This window comes from Halomonas sp. YLB-10, from assembly GCF_003856855.1.
GTDB lineage: Bacteria > Pseudomonadota > Gammaproteobacteria > Pseudomonadales > Halomonadaceae > Halomonas > Halomonas litopenaei.
This window is the reverse complement of record NZ_RRCU01000007.1, coordinates 140,168-153,831: the sequence shown is the minus strand read 5'-3', so window position 1 is coordinate 153,831 and position 13,664 is coordinate 140,168. Positions and strand designations below refer to the sequence as shown.

Sequence of the window (13,664 nt, the reverse complement as noted above, 5' to 3'; positions counted from 1 at the left end):
CGCTCGCAGGAAGCGCATGGCGCACCTCCTTGCGTCCTTTCCCGATCAGTATCGGGATGTCTGCCAGCATGGTCGTCCTCTCTGGTTCATTCCAGCGAAAGTCTCTACACTTTATTTTCAGATAAATTGAAAATAGTAGTGACATGCACAGCGACCATTTGAGCGCACGTCCGTTGCCGCTGCTGGATCTCGACATCGTCCGCAACTTCGTTGCCATCGTGGAACATGGCAGCTTTTCCCGTGCGGCAAGACAGGTGCATCGCACACCCTCTGCCCTGAGCATGCAGGTCAAGACCCTCGAGGCGACGCTCGAACAGCGGCTGCTGCTGCGCCATGCGCGTCGAGTGGTGCCGACGCCCGAGGGCGAAAAGCTTTTGGGCTATGCCCGGCGTCTGTTGCAGCTCAACCACGAGACGGTCTCCCAGTTTCTGCAGGCGCCGCTGCAGGGCGGCGTTCGCCTGGGCACCTCTGACGACGTCGGGACCCGGGTACTGCCGTGGGTGCTTTCGCGGTTTGCGCGGAGCTTTCCCGAGGTCCAGGTGGACGTGACCGTGGCACCGAGCGAGGATCTGGTGGCGCGGCTGGACGCTGGCGAGGTCGACGTGGCGCTGATCACCGCCGGCACGCAAGGCCTGGCTGGCGCCCGGGGTGAGGTGGTCCACCGGGAAGCGCTGGCATGGGTCGGACGCGGAGGAGGGGCGGCGCACCAGCGGCGACCGCTGCCGCTGGCGGTGGCCAACGCCGGCTGTGCCTGGCGAAAGCTTGCCCTGTCGGCGCTGGATGGGGCCAATGTCGACTATCGCATCGCCTACGTCAGCGAGAACTGCGCCGGCCATCTGGCGATACTCGACGCCGACCTGGCGGTGTCCGCCTTGCCTCGCAGCCTGGTGGAGCCGCCACTGGTCACCCTGGCAGAGTCCGAAGGGCTGCCGCCCCTGGGGCACTATCAACTGGTGCTGTTGCGAACACCAGGGGCAACCGCTGCGGTCGACGCCCTGGCCGAAGAAGTGGCCTCGGCGTTCAAGCAGTGGTCAAGCTCCGGCGCCCACCGCCCCGGCCTCCTGGGTGGCTGAAATCCCTGGTCCGGCGGCAGACCGTCTGGCCTGGCCCTGGCACCTGCTCTTGCCCTTGTTCTTGCGATAAGCTGGCGGCCTTTCGTCGGCCCGCCTGACGGTGGCGTGCGTCGACGGGAGGAAGGCAAGAGAGGGGGGAGAGGAAAGAGAGGAAAGAGAGCCAAGAGAGGCAGGAAAGAAGACGGGGGCGCTGATGGAGATGGAAGAGATGGATGAGGGGAAAAGTTGGAGGAGAGGGGAGAGATGGAGCAGATGAAAGCGAAGCCGTTTCGACTGGGCGTGGCCGGCGCCGGCAAGATCGTCCGAGACCAGCATCTGGACGCCATCCGTGCCACCGAAGGACTTGAGCTGGTGGCGTCGGCGGACCCTCATTCGCGCCTGGAGGGCGTGGCGTCCTACGCCAGTCTCGAGGAGATGCTCGACGCCGCGCCGGATATCGACGCCGTGGCGATCTGCACCCCTGCCCATCTGCGCCACAGGCTCGCCAGTCATGCGCTGGCCCGTGGCAAGGCGGTGCTGCTGGAAAAGCCGCCGGGTGCCACCCTGGCCGAGGTGCAGGACCTCAAGGCACAGGCCGAAAAGGCGGGACTTACGCTGTTCGCCGCCTGGCACTCGCGCTTTGCCCCGGGCATCGCCGCGGCCGCCGAGTGGCTCGCTGGACGCCGGGTAGAGAGCGTCGATATTCGCTGGCACGAGGACGTGCGGGTGTGGCATCCAGGCCAGGCCTGGCTGTGGGAAGCCGGCGGCATGGGGGTGTTCGATCCGGGCATCAACGCCCTGTCCATCGTTACCGCACTGCTGCCCGATCCGTTCTTCTTGAAGCGGGCCAATCTGGTGGTGCCCGCCAACGCCCAGACACCCATCGCGGCGACGCTTGAATGGCGTACCGCCGATGGCGTCCTGCTGAGCGGTGACTTCGACTTCCGCCACGAGGATCCGCCGTGCTGGGAGATGACCTTCGTCACCGATGGGGGAAGCTTGACCCTGGAGGCGGGGGGCGCCCGCCTGATCGTCGATGGCAAGACCCTGATCGATGAGCCGGAGCGCGAATACCAGGGGGTCTACGCGCACTTCCACAGCTTGCTCGAGGCTGGCCAGCGCGATATGGACATCACGCCGCTGCAGCAGGTGGCCGACGCCCTGATGCTGGGGCATCGTCAGGCCACCGAGGCCTTCGTCGACGATGATGGCAGCGCCTGAACACGCCACTTCGCGTCGATCTCTCGATGACCCACGACGTCGTCGCTCACTTGGTGTGAGCTGAACCCGCCAGAAGCAGCGGGTTACTCGTCAGTGGCGAATTCGTCGTGGCGAGCCAGCAGCTGGCACAGTACCTGGGCGGCAGCGCCGCGGGCGGCGGTCGCCAGGCTGTCGTCGAGGATGCGCACCGGGATCGGCGGCGCCTGCGGCAGCAGATGGTTCTGATGACGAGTGAAGAACGCAAGCGCCGGGTCCAGCAGCGCTGGACCCAGCTTCACCAGCGAGCCACCGATGACGATGCGTTCGGGATTCAGGGTGAGGTGGAGATTGAGCAGCAGCAGGCCCAGGGCTTCCCCTGCCTGGTTGAGGGTCTCGGCCACCAGGTCGGGGTCGCGGTGATGCTTGATGCCTTCGCTCAAGGAGGCGCCGGCCTCGATACCCAGGGCATCACGCAGGGCCCAGCCACTGACCAGGGTCTCGGCGCAGCCGTGGTTACCGCAGTGACACGGCTTGCCCCCCGGCGCCAGGAGTGTGTGGCCGATCTCGCCGGCCAGCCCATGCACGCCGCGAATCACCCGGGGCGGCGTGCCTTGCACCACCAGCCCGCTGCCGATCCCGGTAGCCGCGCTGACGTACAACAGTGACGACGGCGTCGCGGCCTCCTGGCCGCTGGACAGGCTGCAATAGAGCTCGCCAAAGGCCGCCGCCTTGGCCTCGTTGTCCATGCACCAGAATCGTCTCGAATCATCGTCGAGTTCCGGCAGGCGCTGCCTGAGCATCTCGAGCAGCGGGACGTCTCGCCAGCCCAGGTTGGGCGCCAGGCTAAGCCGCGACTGCTCCGGCGACGTCGGCCCCGGCACCGCCAGTCCCACACCGAGCAGTGTCCTGTGTGAAAGCGCCGTCCGGATAAGCTCGCGCACCATGGGCACGATCTGATCCAGGGTATCGTCTGGCCGGGTCGGCACCACGGCCTGGTGTCGCTGGGCCAGGATCTGGCCATGAAAGTTGATGGCCAGCACGTGCAGCCCATGGACCCCGATCTCGATGCCCAGGATGGCATGGCTGTCGGGATTGAGGGACAGCGCCCGTCCGGGGCGACCGCTACCCCCACGCAGCAGATCGCCTTCGACCAGCCAGCCCTGGTCCAGCAGCGTCTGTACGGCGGCGCCGACGGTTACCTTGGTCAGGGCGGTGCGCTGGGCAAGCTCGGCACGGGTCAGCCCGGGTTGGCGGCGCAGCCACTCCAGCAGAGAGGCGCGGTTGCGTGACTTGAGCGCACCGAGGTCGCCGGCGGTGGAAGAGGCGGTCATGAACGAAAGTCTCCGACCCTGTCAGGGATGGGGAAGGTCGCGTCGAGTGTACCAAGGCGGGCGACGAGCCGCAGCGCCGGACTTTAGGGCTTGTCTGAAAAGTGCCTGCGCTCGGTAATACGGCGTTAAAAATCGGATCAAAATGCTCATTTACACCCCGTAAACTGCGCTTTCTCACCGATTTTTGCCTTGTCTAACCTTCGCTCGTCGACTTTTCGGACAGCGCCTAGCGCCGTACAGTAGCGCCCGACTGCATCGCCCGACTGCATCGCCCGGCTACATCGGCCGAACAAGGATCCTGAGTGAATCCGTGCGACGCCTGTGCCGCTTTTCAGAAGAGCACTGGATTTCAGAAGAGCACCGGGCGCCATCAAGCACCTTTCCGCTGGGAGGCTTCTGTTCGACATAAGTGCAATGGCACAAGGCGTCCGACTCGACAAGACTGTGCACTTAGTTAGGACAAATAACTAACGAGATATTAGTAAAGAGAAGTAACAAACATCTTTCGTCGAACCAACGGATCTCGCCAGACGAAAGGCTTCGCCAATCGAAAGACTTCGCCAATCGAAAGGCGAAAGCGGTGACAGACGCCGCCTCCAACAGGCCAAGCCGATACGTCGACGAGCGCAGGCGCTTCCAGGCAAGTCCTGGATGGCTTAGGTACAACCCCTACAACAGCAACGGGAGTCACGCTGACATGACGATGGAACACAGAGGACCGGTGGCGCTCTACCCAGGCCTTGCGGGCAGGCGGGTGGTCATCACCGGTGGCGGCTCGGGAATCGGAGAGGGGCTGGTGGAGGCGTTTGTCGAGCAGGGCGCCGAGGTGCACTTTCTCGACCTCGCCGAGGCGCCATCACAGGCGCTGGTGGCGCGTCTGACCGAGCAGGGTGCCGGCCGCGATCGGCTGCAATTCCATCACTGTGACCTGACCGATCTGGCGCGTCTCGACGAGGTGCTGAGCGCGATCGGTGATGTCGATGTGCTGGTCAACAACGCGGCCAACGACGATCGCCATCGTCTGGCGGACATCACCCCGGCCTATTTCGACGAACGCATCGCCGTGAACCTCCGCCACCTGGTGTTCGCCACCCAGGCGGTGGCGCCGGGCATGGCCAGGCGTGGCGGCGGAGCGGTGATCAACCTCGGCTCGATCAGCTGGCACCTGGGCCAGGCAGGCCTGGCGCTCTACGAGACGGCCAAGGCTGGTATCGAGGGGCTGACCCGGGCGCTGGCCCAGGAACTGGGTGAACAGGGCATCCGGGTCAACTGCGTGATCCCCGGCAACATCAAGACGCCGCGCCAGTCACGCTGGTACAGCGCCGAACAGGAGGCCCAGATCGTCGCCGAGCAGAAGCTCAAGGTGCGCCTCGAGCCTCATCACGTCGCGGCGATGGTGGTGTTTCTCGCTTCCGACGCGGCCAGCGGCTGTACCGCGCACAACCACTGGGTGGACGCCGGCTGGCTGTGACCCAGCCTTTTTTCAACTGCGATATCACAACAACAAGGAGTTCAGCATGCCTATCGTATCCTCACCGGCGGACGCCGCCTCGCTCAAGCGACAACGCTATGTGTTCGCCATCTGCTGTATCGCCGCCATCGGCGGTTTTCTGTTCGGCTTCGACAGCGGCGTGATCAACGGCACCGTCGATGGTCTGCAGACGGCCTTCGACTCCGACAGCGTCGGCACCGGCTTCAACGTGGCCTCGATGCTGCTGGGTTGCGCCATCGGTGCCTTCTTCGCCGGCCGCCTGGCCGATCGCTACGGCCGTCGTGCGCTGCTGATCGTGTCGGCGGTGTTCTTTCTGGTCAGCGCCTGGGGCTCCGGGGTGGCGACCGGCTCGCTGGAGTTCGTGATCTACCGGGTGCTTGGCGGCATGGCGGTGGGCGCGGCCAGCGTGATGACGCCGGCCTACATCAGCGAGGTGGCGCCGGCCGAGCGGCGCGGACGGCTGGCCACGATCCAGCAGGTGGCGATCATCTCGGGGCTGTTTATCGCCTTCGTCAGCAACTATGTGCTGGCCAAGATCGCCGGCGCCTCCACCGCCAGTCTGTGGTTCGGCTTCGACGCCTGGCGCTGGATGTTCTGGATCGAGATGCTGCCGGCGGCGATCTTTCTGCTGGCACTGCTGGGTATCCCGGAGAGCCCGCGTTTTCTGATCAGCCGCGGACGCGACGACAAGGCGACACGGGTGCTGGTCACCCTGCTCGGCGAGCAGGCGGGGCAGGCCAAGGTCGCCGAGATCAAGGCGTCGCTGAACGCCGACCATGTGCCGAGCCTCAGGGATCTGATCAACGCCACCAGTGGCAAGGTGCACGGCATCGTCTGGGTCGGTATCGGGCTGGCGGTGTTCCAGCAGCTGGTCGGGATCAACGTGGTGTTCTACTACGGTGCGGTGCTGTGGCAGGCGGTGGGCTTCTCCGAGGGTGATGCCCTGCTGATCAACGTGATCAGCGGTGCGGTGTCGATCGGCGCCTGTCTGATCGCCATCGCGCTGATCGATCGGATCGGTCGCAAGCCGCTCTTGTGGGCAGGTTCAGTGGGTATGGCGCTGACCCTGTGCCTGTTGGCCTACGCCTTCTCCACCGCCAGCATGGTCGACGGAAAGCTGGCCTTGGCCGGTGACATGGGGGTGCTAGCGCTGCTGGCGGCCAATGCCTATGTGCTGTTCTTCAATGTGTCCTGGGGGCCGGTGATGTGGGTGATGCTCGGTGAGATGTTCCCCAATCAGGTGCGCGGTTCGGGACTGGCGGTCTCGGGGCTGTTCCAATGGCTGGCCAACTTCGCCATCACCATGACCTTCCCGATCATGCTGGCGGGAATCGGCCTTGCCGGGGCCTACGGTGTCTACGCCTTCTTCGCGGCCTGCTCAGTGGTGTTCGTGATGAAGTGGGTCAAGGAGACCCGTGGACGGGAGCTTGAGCAGATGGCCTATGAATAAGGTCCGCGTCCAGGTCCTGGTCCAGGTACAAGGACGCCAGGCCACAGACCGGTCCGAGCAGTAGTGATCAGGCCCCGTCGAGTCTCACTCGACGGGGCCTGATCATGTCGGGGTGTCGGCGTTTGCTGACGGCAGCTCCCCCGCAAGGGCTCCTAGCGCCTGACGATGGTGGGCCTTGAGCACGCTGATGGGACGGGCGCGGCGAACCTGGGTGATGGCTTCCTCGACGTCACCGGCACGCCCGGTCAGCAATAGCCAGGCAGCAACGGCGCTGGTGCTGCGCGAGACTCCGAGGGCGCAGCACACCAGCACCGGGCCCTCCTGGCGATAGCGTTCGATGGTCTCGGCGGCAAGGCGCAGCGTCTGCGGCGATGCCACTGTCAGGTCCATGACGCCAAGGCTCGTATAGTCTCTTGCCCCGGACGGCGCTGGAAGCTCGGCGCAAAGATCGACCAGGGCCATCGTCGGTGAGGGCATGGTGTGCCAGGGGAGTCGCCCGAGGTAGACCCCGTCGGTTACCACGTCGGGTTGCGGGCGTCGACGGGTCCACACACGAGCGTTGAGCCAGGCGGCCAGTGTGTAGGGGGCGTAGAGCAGCGTCGCCGCCAGTGAGAGCCGCCCTGTGGCGTCCTTTTGAAAGCCTGACGGGCCGAGCCAGGCGTAGTTGAGCGCGACCAGCAGCAGGGACAGCGCTGGCCAGGCGAGCCACAGCGCGGCGCCGCCGATGGCCAGGGCCAGTCCGCACAGGGCCGCCGCCGCCAGGGCGTAGCGCCAGGCCAGTTGGTGGTTCGCCGAGGGAAGTGACCGGCGTGACGCGAGAAGAGCCAGCGGCGAGCGAGCCTGGGAGGGCCATAGCCAGAGGCTCAGTGCACCGACCAGGGCGCCGCTCGGCACGTCGATGAAATGGTGCTGCCAGGTGGTCAGCACCGAGACGCCGATAAGGCCGCACCAGCCATGTAACAGCCAGCGCCAGCGGCGGTCAAGGTGCGCGGCATAGGCGTGCCAGAGCACCACCAGCAGCGCGATATGCAACGACGGCGCCTGATTGTAGGGCAGGTCGAAGCCCATCAGGATATCGAAGAGCGAGCCAAAGACGCCGTCCAGCTCTGGTCGCACCAGGCCGCAGCGCAGTGGGTAGGCCAGAAAGCCGATGACGCAAAGCAGCTGCACGCTCAGCAGGCGCTTGACCAGCCGCGACAGCTCCCCTCCATCGCGCGGCAGCCACAGCAGCGCCAGGGCGTACATTAGGTCGATGGAACAGTAGGGCACGATGGTCCAGGGCAATAGCGGGATCGCCGATTCCCACGCAAACATCATGCTCGGCAGCGGTTCGCGCGCTGCGCTGAGGTGGTTGCAGGCGGTGTAGCTGGCAAAGAATATCAGCCCAAGCACCAACAGCGAGAGAGCCCCCCTGACGCGCAGGGCGAAGCAGGCGTGGTAGCGGTTGTCGCTGTTTGCGCTCATTGCGGGAGCCGGCGGGCGAGCATCACCGAGAAGATCCCCCAGGGATCGATACGCAGGGTTTCGACCACGAATCCGCTGGCGTGAAGGAGCTGGCGCATCTCGTACTGGCTGCGACAGCGCATCACCCAGGGCTCGCCCTGGCGGTGAGACGACAGGGCCCTGGCGATAAAGGTGAGCTGTGGATGCCAGGGCTGGTTGGTGACGATAAGGCGACTGCCTTCGGCCATGCTGTCGGCCAGACCGCACAGGGAGTCCATGACCCGATCATTGTCGCAATAAAGCTCGTAGAGTCCCGAGACTACGGCCAGCGTGGGGGCGGGAGAGATGCGGGCGAGGCTAGCGCGGTCAAAGGCATCGCCGGCGTTGAAGCGAACGCGGTCGGCAAGGCCCATTTGTTGGATCATGGCCCTGCCGGCAGCGACGTTGTGCTCGCTGTAATCGCGCAATAGCACGCTGTCGGGCGCTGGGTCCATGGCTGCCACCGCAGAGAGAACGTAGCGACCGTGACCGGCGGCAACATCCAGCAGGTGCAGGTCGCGATCTTCGTCACGCAGGCATCCGGCAGCCAGGGAAATCAGTTCTTCCAGGTGGCGGCGTCTAAGGCGAATGCCGCGCCAGCCAATGGCGTCGAGGTGCACGCGGTCGATCAGCCGGCCCAGGCGGCTCGAGCTCTCGGCGCGGTGGCGATAGACCTGATCGAGCATTGCTCCTGAGTCAAAGCCGCGTTCGATGCCTACCTTGAGACTGCTGGAAAGACGCGCGCCGACCCCGAGAGCTGCCCGCATCAGACGCCAGTAGCCAGCCTTCAGCGAGCCTGCTGCAAGTGGGCGGCCCAGCGCTTCAGCCTTGGCGCAGCCCTGTCCGTGGAGGTGGGCGGCAAGGCGAGTGAGCGGTAGAGCGGGCACCTCAAGCTGGCGCAGGATAAAGCGGCGCATGGGAGCCAGGGCCAGATGACGGTCGCGCTCGCCGAGGGTGTCGTGGAAAAAGCCCTCGAGCAGGTGGCACTCCTTGTCCGGGTGGGGCAGTCGCGCAAAGAAGTCGAGCTGAGGTCGTCGGTCGACCACATGGTCACGACCAGACAGCAGCAACTGGATGGGAGTATCGATGGTGTCGGCGTCATCGACGATGCGCCGGGAGGTATCGGCAAGACCGATCAAGATGCGCGCCGATATCTGGCGACTGATGGCCGGGTCCGTGGCGTAGCTGCGTTGGCGCTCTGGGTCGTGGGTCAATAGCGAGGCACGCACGTAGCTCTTGATGAAGACTCTATCGGACAGTCGGGTGGCGAGCCTCAAACAGGGCAGCGCCAGGGGAATGTACAACTTGACCTTGAAGGCAGGCGCCGCCAGTACCGCGGCGCGTATGTCGGGGGCGTAGTCGTGAAGCCAGCTTGCTATGATCACGGCACCGACGCTCTGGGCGACCACGATGGTATCGGCGGCGGCTTGACGGTGATGGGCGGCGAGGTGGTCAAAGAAGGTCTGGACGTCTCGCGCATAGGTAGCAAAGTCCGGGGCGTCGCCACGAACCCCGTCGGAGGCGCCGTGACCACGCGCGTCCCAGGCGAAGAAGGCGACGCCGGGCAGGTCGAGTTCATCGACCAGATGGGCCATCCGGCCGCCGTGCTCGTGGCCACGATGAAACAGCACGATGGCGCCGTTGCGGTTGTCTGCCGTCGCCGGCCAGTGGCGATAGTGCAGGCGCTGGCCGTCGTGGGTGGTGAAATCGAGGGCCTCCTGCGGGCGCGTCATGGTCTTTCATCCCGGTCGCCTGGGGTAGCGACCTCGGCGATGCCACGCTGGACGCGATGGTACAGCGAGACCAGCATCAGCGCCGCCATCAGCCAGAAAACTGCTGCGATAAACCAGCTTGCCGCCAGGCCCACCGCCACCACCAGGGCGAGTATGCCGATGACCAGGGCGCGATCGCTCTTGCCCATGGGGCCGTCGTAGCGTCGGGTCGCCCCGACAAGGGGGCCCATGACGCCGGCGTACTCGACGATGATCGCCAGCACCATGGCGATAAGGACGGCGCCGGGGCCTGTCTCGGGCAGCAGCGCGAAGGGGACGAACAGGGCGGCGTCCGAGACCACGTCGCACAGCTCGTTGAGGTAGCCGCCCAGGGCCGTCTGCTGGCCGTGTTCACGGGCGAGCATGCCGTCGATGGCGTTGAGCGCCATGCGTAGGGGGGGCCACAGTGCGATCAGTACGAACCAGAGCTGCGTCTGCACGTTGAGGCCAACCACTGCCGCCACCAGCAGTGACAGCACGGCGGCCAGCAGGGTGACCTGATTGGCGCTGACGCCACGCTGGTGAAGGCGGCCCACCAAGGGACGCAGCAGGGCTTGAAAACGAGGCTTGAAATCATACACGGAGGCCATGTCAAAGGTCCTTTTTGACGGGCTAGGCGAGGGGGACGGGGCTGGCGGGTGCGTGGGCTGCGCCAGGCCGCCAGCATAGCATGGCGGCTCCCACAGGACCTTGACTCAGCCGGTAGGTGGCAATTCCAGGTCGCTGCCGAGCACCGAGTCGCCGGGTTTGATGCCCAGGGCGTCGGCGGTACCGGCCAGCACCGCCTGGGCGGCGCGAAAGGCGTCCTGGGGGCGTCGCGTGCGTATCGCCTCCATCAGCTCGCGGTGACGCTCGAGGCTGTCCTCGGGGTCGCTGGCGCTTTCGTTGGAGGTCTCAATCAGCAGGTAGATCGAGGGGCGCAGGATATGCGAGAGCTGGGACCAGACGATATTGCGGGTGGCCTTGAAGATGGCCACATGGAAGGCGATGTCGTGATCGCTGTGCAAGCGCTTGGCGTCGCCCTCGGCGGCGTTCATGGCGCTTTCCATGCCCTCGAAGGCCTCCTCGATGGCGACCAGATCGCGGGCCGTCGCGCGGCGGGCTGCGGTCATCGCCACGTAGGGCTCGACGTCGAGGCGGAAGCTCAGGATCTCGCGCTGGATCTCGGGGTTGGGAGCCGCGTAGCGGGTCATCCAGTCGGTGACCGACGGGTCGAGGATGTTCCAGGCCTCGACCTCGCGCACCTTGGAGCCGTGGCCGGAAATGCGTTCGATGATGCCCACGTCCACCAGCTGGCGCAGGTCGCTCCTGACCGCCGAACGGTTCAGTGCAAACTGTTCGGCCAGGTCGACCTCCTTGGGCACGAAGTCGCCGGGGCGATAGCGTCCGCCGAAGATGGCCTCGGCCAGGTAGTCGGCCACGCTGGGGCGTTTGCTGTTGCTGCGAGATGGGACGGCCACTGACTTGCTCCTGGCGAATGCAGTGACGATGCTAGCGAATGTGCAACATAGTGACAATGCGCCTTAGTGACAACGGGGCACAGTGACAACGGGGCATAGCGACAACGGGGCATAGCGACAACGGGGCACAGCGACAACGGGGCACAGTGGCAGCGCTGGTGGGCTCGCGGGCAGGCAGTCTAGAGGGAACCGTCTTCTCAGAAGCCGCTCTCGCGGATCACCACCGAAGCGAGCCAGGTAGTGAACTGGCCGACCAGGCTCTGACGCTCGGCGTCGATGTGCAGTTGGCCAGCGGCCTGCCTGCCGCCTGTCCAGGGGCTGTCCAGGCGGGCTTCGATCGCGATCAGCGCGCGTTCAAGACGCAACTTGCCGCGCTCCTCCGGGTCCTCGTAGGTGGACAACGGGCCGCCGTGGCGTGCCGCCAGCAGGGGGTGACTCAGGTGCTCGGCGCGGGTGGCACCGATGCTGGTGACGTGTCCGGCCAGTGGTCGGGTGTGCCCTTCCACCAGAAAGCGCACCCGAGCGCCAGGACTCAGGCGGTGGACCTCGTCCTGAGGCACGTAGGCATCGATGACCCAGGTCGAGGGGTCCACCAGTACGCCCAGCGGCTCTCGGGTCGCGACCCATTGCCCCGGCGTCTGTTGTCGATCGAAGCGCTGCCATTCGCCGGCGAAGGGGGCGTTGATGACCAGTCGCTGCTGCTCCCGCCGGGCGGCCTGGCGTCCACTTTCGCTGACGCGGTGTAGCGCCAGGGTAGCGCTGTCGCGATTACGCCCATCGTCGGCGTCGAGCAGCCCCGCGAGTTCGGCCTCCAGCAGGTCGAGCTCGCTTTCCTGGGCCAGCTCGCGACGTCGGATATCCGGCTCGCTCAGCCGCACCAGGGCCGCCTCTCGCTCGACCCGCCCGGAGGCGGCGATGGTCTCCAGGCGTGCGGGAAACGGCGAGTACAGGGTCAGCTCGCGCTCGGCGTGGAGCACGCCAGGCCCGCTGACGCGGGTCTGCAGGGGCAGGCAGGCCAGCAACAGCAGTAGGCCGAGGGCCAACAGCCAGGCCAGGCGAAAGCGCCGGGGGACGGCGCGGCGATGGGACCACCAGTGCTGCAATTCTCGGGTGACGGGCATCAGGATGAACCAGGCTATTTCCACGGCGAACAGGACGATGCCCAGCGCCTTGAAGAACAGATGATAGACGGCCAGGGCGATGCCGAGGAACAGCACCAGTCGATACAGCCAGGTGGCGAAGGCGAACAGCACCAGCGAACGTCGCTGATGACGGGGAAAGGGCTCGGGCCAGGCCTCGTCGAGCCCCAGCAGTCGACGGCGCAGCCACACACGGGCCTGGGCGCCGGCGCGCTCGTGCAGGTTGGGGAAGTCGAGCAGATCGGTCAGCACGAAGTAGCCGTCGAAGCGCATGAAGGGACTTGCGTTGATCGCCAGGCTCAGCACCCAGCTGGTGGTGGCCAGGTACAGAAGTGCCGAGTTGACGGCGCCCGGCTCGGTCAGCACCCAGCCAAGTGTCGCCAGGCCTGCCAGGCCAAGCTCCACCAGCATGCCCGCCGACGAGATCGCCAGCCGCGATCGACTGCGCCTGAGCTTCCAGCTCTCGCCGGTGTCGGTGTAGAGCATCGGCCACAGCACGATAAAGGCGACGCCCATATGCGCCACCCTTACCCCCAGACGGGTCGCCACCAGGGCATGGCCGAGCTCGTGGCAGGCCTTGGCGACCACCAGCGCACAGGCGAAACTGAGCATGCCCGACAGCGAGAAGGCGTCCATCACCGCGTGGGTAAAGTGGTCCCAGCGGCGCACCACCAGCACCAGCCCGAGCAGTCCGAGCAACAGCACCGCCGTGACCATGCCACGGCTGAACAGCCAGGGCAGGGCGCGCACCACGGCGCCGAGAAAGCGCTGCGGGCGCACCAGCGGCAGGCGAAAGAACAGATAGTGATGCAGCCACCAGGACAGCTTGCGCCAGGCGGCGCCTGTGGCGGCCTCGCGGGCCAATCGGTCGGTAGCGTCGGGCCCGGCCCGCAAGAGACGGTGATGCTCGAGAAAGTCCACTAGTTCGAGCACCTGTTCGAGCGACGGCTGCATCGGCGTCTGGGCGGCGATCTCGTCGCGAATCCGCGCTGGACTCGCCCCCCAGCGCGCCAGACACTCGAACTCGAGCCAGCCGATCCGGTAGAAGCGATTGGTCACCGGGTCCTGGATCGACCACTGGGGCTCGCCATCGCGATCACGACCCGCATCCACCAGCACCAGGTCCTCGCGCAGCGGTGGCGGCGGACGATCCGCCCGTTCATCGACGCCGGCGGTGTGATGGTCCATCGTCGCGGAAAAGGGGCTGGCGTTGGCTTCCGTGGGTGAGCCAGCCGCACTATGGGAAGCCCCCGTGCCATGGCTTGCGGGTGAAGCTGAGGCCATGG

Annotated in this window: 10 protein-coding genes; 4 read left to right on the top strand and 6 right to left on the bottom strand. The window is 65.9% G+C overall.

Annotated elements, in window-relative coordinates; genetic code table 11:
• The first annotated feature begins 143 nt into the window (after positions 1-143).
• Together EBB56_RS16260 and EBB56_RS16255 are read left to right on the top strand one after the other, a co-directional pair.
• A complete protein-coding gene (locus EBB56_RS16260; protein ID WP_124804829.1) occupies positions 144-1,073 on the top strand; it encodes a LysR substrate-binding domain-containing protein in 930 nt (309 codons plus the stop codon).
• A gap of 243 nt (positions 1,074-1,316) precedes the next feature.
• Positions 1,317-2,273 carry a Gfo/Idh/MocA family protein gene (locus EBB56_RS16255; RefSeq protein ID WP_260425381.1) on the top strand — a complete coding sequence of 319 codons (957 nt, stop codon included), beginning with the start codon at positions 1,317-1,319 and terminating at the stop codon, positions 2,271-2,273.
• An 83-nt stretch (positions 2,274-2,356) separates the two neighbouring features.
• On the opposite strand, the gene EBB56_RS16250 is transcribed toward EBB56_RS16255, so the two are convergent.
• Positions 2,357-3,583: an ROK family transcriptional regulator gene (locus tag EBB56_RS16250; protein ID WP_045994713.1), complete on the bottom strand. Its 1,227-nt coding sequence runs from the start codon at positions 3,581-3,583 to the stop codon at positions 2,357-2,359.
• Positions 3,584-4,280: 697 nt separating this feature from the next.
• On the opposite strand from EBB56_RS16250, the gene EBB56_RS16245 reads away from it, so the two are divergent.
• Complete coding sequence (locus tag EBB56_RS16245; RefSeq protein WP_311767539.1) at positions 4,281-5,054, top strand: SDR family oxidoreductase; 774 nt, start codon at positions 4,281-4,283, stop codon at positions 5,052-5,054.
• Between the two features lie 46 nt (positions 5,055-5,100).
• Positions 5,101-6,525, top strand: a complete 1,425-nt coding sequence (locus EBB56_RS16240; RefSeq protein ID WP_045994536.1) for a sugar porter family MFS transporter — start codon at positions 5,101-5,103, stop codon at positions 6,523-6,525.
• A 102-nt stretch (positions 6,526-6,627) separates the two neighbouring features.
• Here the strand turns inward: EBB56_RS16240 and EBB56_RS16235 are convergent, their stop codons facing one another.
• From EBB56_RS16235 to EBB56_RS16215, 5 genes are all read right to left on the bottom strand, one after another.
• Entirely contained in the window at positions 6,628-7,989 is a 1,362-nt protein-coding gene (locus tag EBB56_RS16235) for a phosphatase PAP2/dual specificity phosphatase family protein (RefSeq protein WP_124804828.1), read from the bottom strand.
• Positions 7,986-9,740: a bifunctional alpha/beta hydrolase/class I SAM-dependent methyltransferase gene (locus tag EBB56_RS16230; RefSeq protein WP_124804827.1), complete on the bottom strand. Its 1,755-nt coding sequence runs from the start codon at positions 9,738-9,740 to the stop codon at positions 7,986-7,988. Before EBB56_RS16230 ends, EBB56_RS16235 begins: the two co-directional genes overlap by 4 nt.
• Complete coding sequence (locus EBB56_RS16225) at positions 9,737-10,369, bottom strand: CDP-alcohol phosphatidyltransferase family protein (protein ID WP_124804826.1); 633 nt, start codon at positions 10,367-10,369, stop codon at positions 9,737-9,739. Before EBB56_RS16225 ends, EBB56_RS16230 begins: the two co-directional genes overlap by 4 nt.
• A 105-nt stretch (positions 10,370-10,474) precedes the next feature.
• Positions 10,475-11,239: a FadR/GntR family transcriptional regulator gene (locus EBB56_RS16220; protein WP_231498686.1), complete on the bottom strand. Its 765-nt coding sequence runs from the start codon at positions 11,237-11,239 to the stop codon at positions 10,475-10,477.
• A 197-nt stretch (positions 11,240-11,436) separates the two neighbouring features.
• Complete coding sequence (locus EBB56_RS16215; RefSeq protein ID WP_221621203.1) at positions 11,437-13,662, bottom strand: HlyD family efflux transporter periplasmic adaptor subunit; 2,226 nt, start codon at positions 13,660-13,662, stop codon at positions 11,437-11,439.
• Positions 13,663-13,664 lie beyond the last annotated feature (2 nt).

Bases quoted from the DNA above. Each gene is read 5' to 3' on its own strand.
- EBB56_RS16260 (WP_124804829.1), top strand. From the start codon at position 144: ATGCACAGCGACCATTTGAGCGCACGTCCGTTGCCGCTGCTGGATCTC.
- EBB56_RS16255 (WP_260425381.1), top strand. From the start codon at position 1,317: ATGGAGCAGATGAAAGCGAAGCCGTTTCGACTGGGCGTGGCCGGCGCC.
- EBB56_RS16250 (WP_045994713.1), bottom strand. From the start codon at position 3,583: ATGACCGCCTCTTCCACCGCCGGCGACCTCGGTGCGCTCAAGTCACGC.
- EBB56_RS16245 (WP_311767539.1), top strand. From the start codon at position 4,281: ATGACGATGGAACACAGAGGACCGGTGGCGCTCTACCCAGGCCTTGCG.
- EBB56_RS16240 (WP_045994536.1), top strand. From the start codon at position 5,101: ATGCCTATCGTATCCTCACCGGCGGACGCCGCCTCGCTCAAGCGACAA.
- EBB56_RS16235 (WP_124804828.1), bottom strand. From the start codon at position 7,989: ATGAGCGCAAACAGCGACAACCGCTACCACGCCTGCTTCGCCCTGCGC.
- EBB56_RS16230 (WP_124804827.1), bottom strand. From the start codon at position 9,740: ATGACGCGCCCGCAGGAGGCCCTCGATTTCACCACCCACGACGGCCAG.
- EBB56_RS16225 (WP_124804826.1), bottom strand. From the start codon at position 10,369: ATGGCCTCCGTGTATGATTTCAAGCCTCGTTTTCAAGCCCTGCTGCGT.
- EBB56_RS16215 (WP_221621203.1), bottom strand. From the start codon at position 13,662: ATGGCCTCAGCTTCACCCGCAAGCCATGGCACGGGGGCTTCCCATAGT.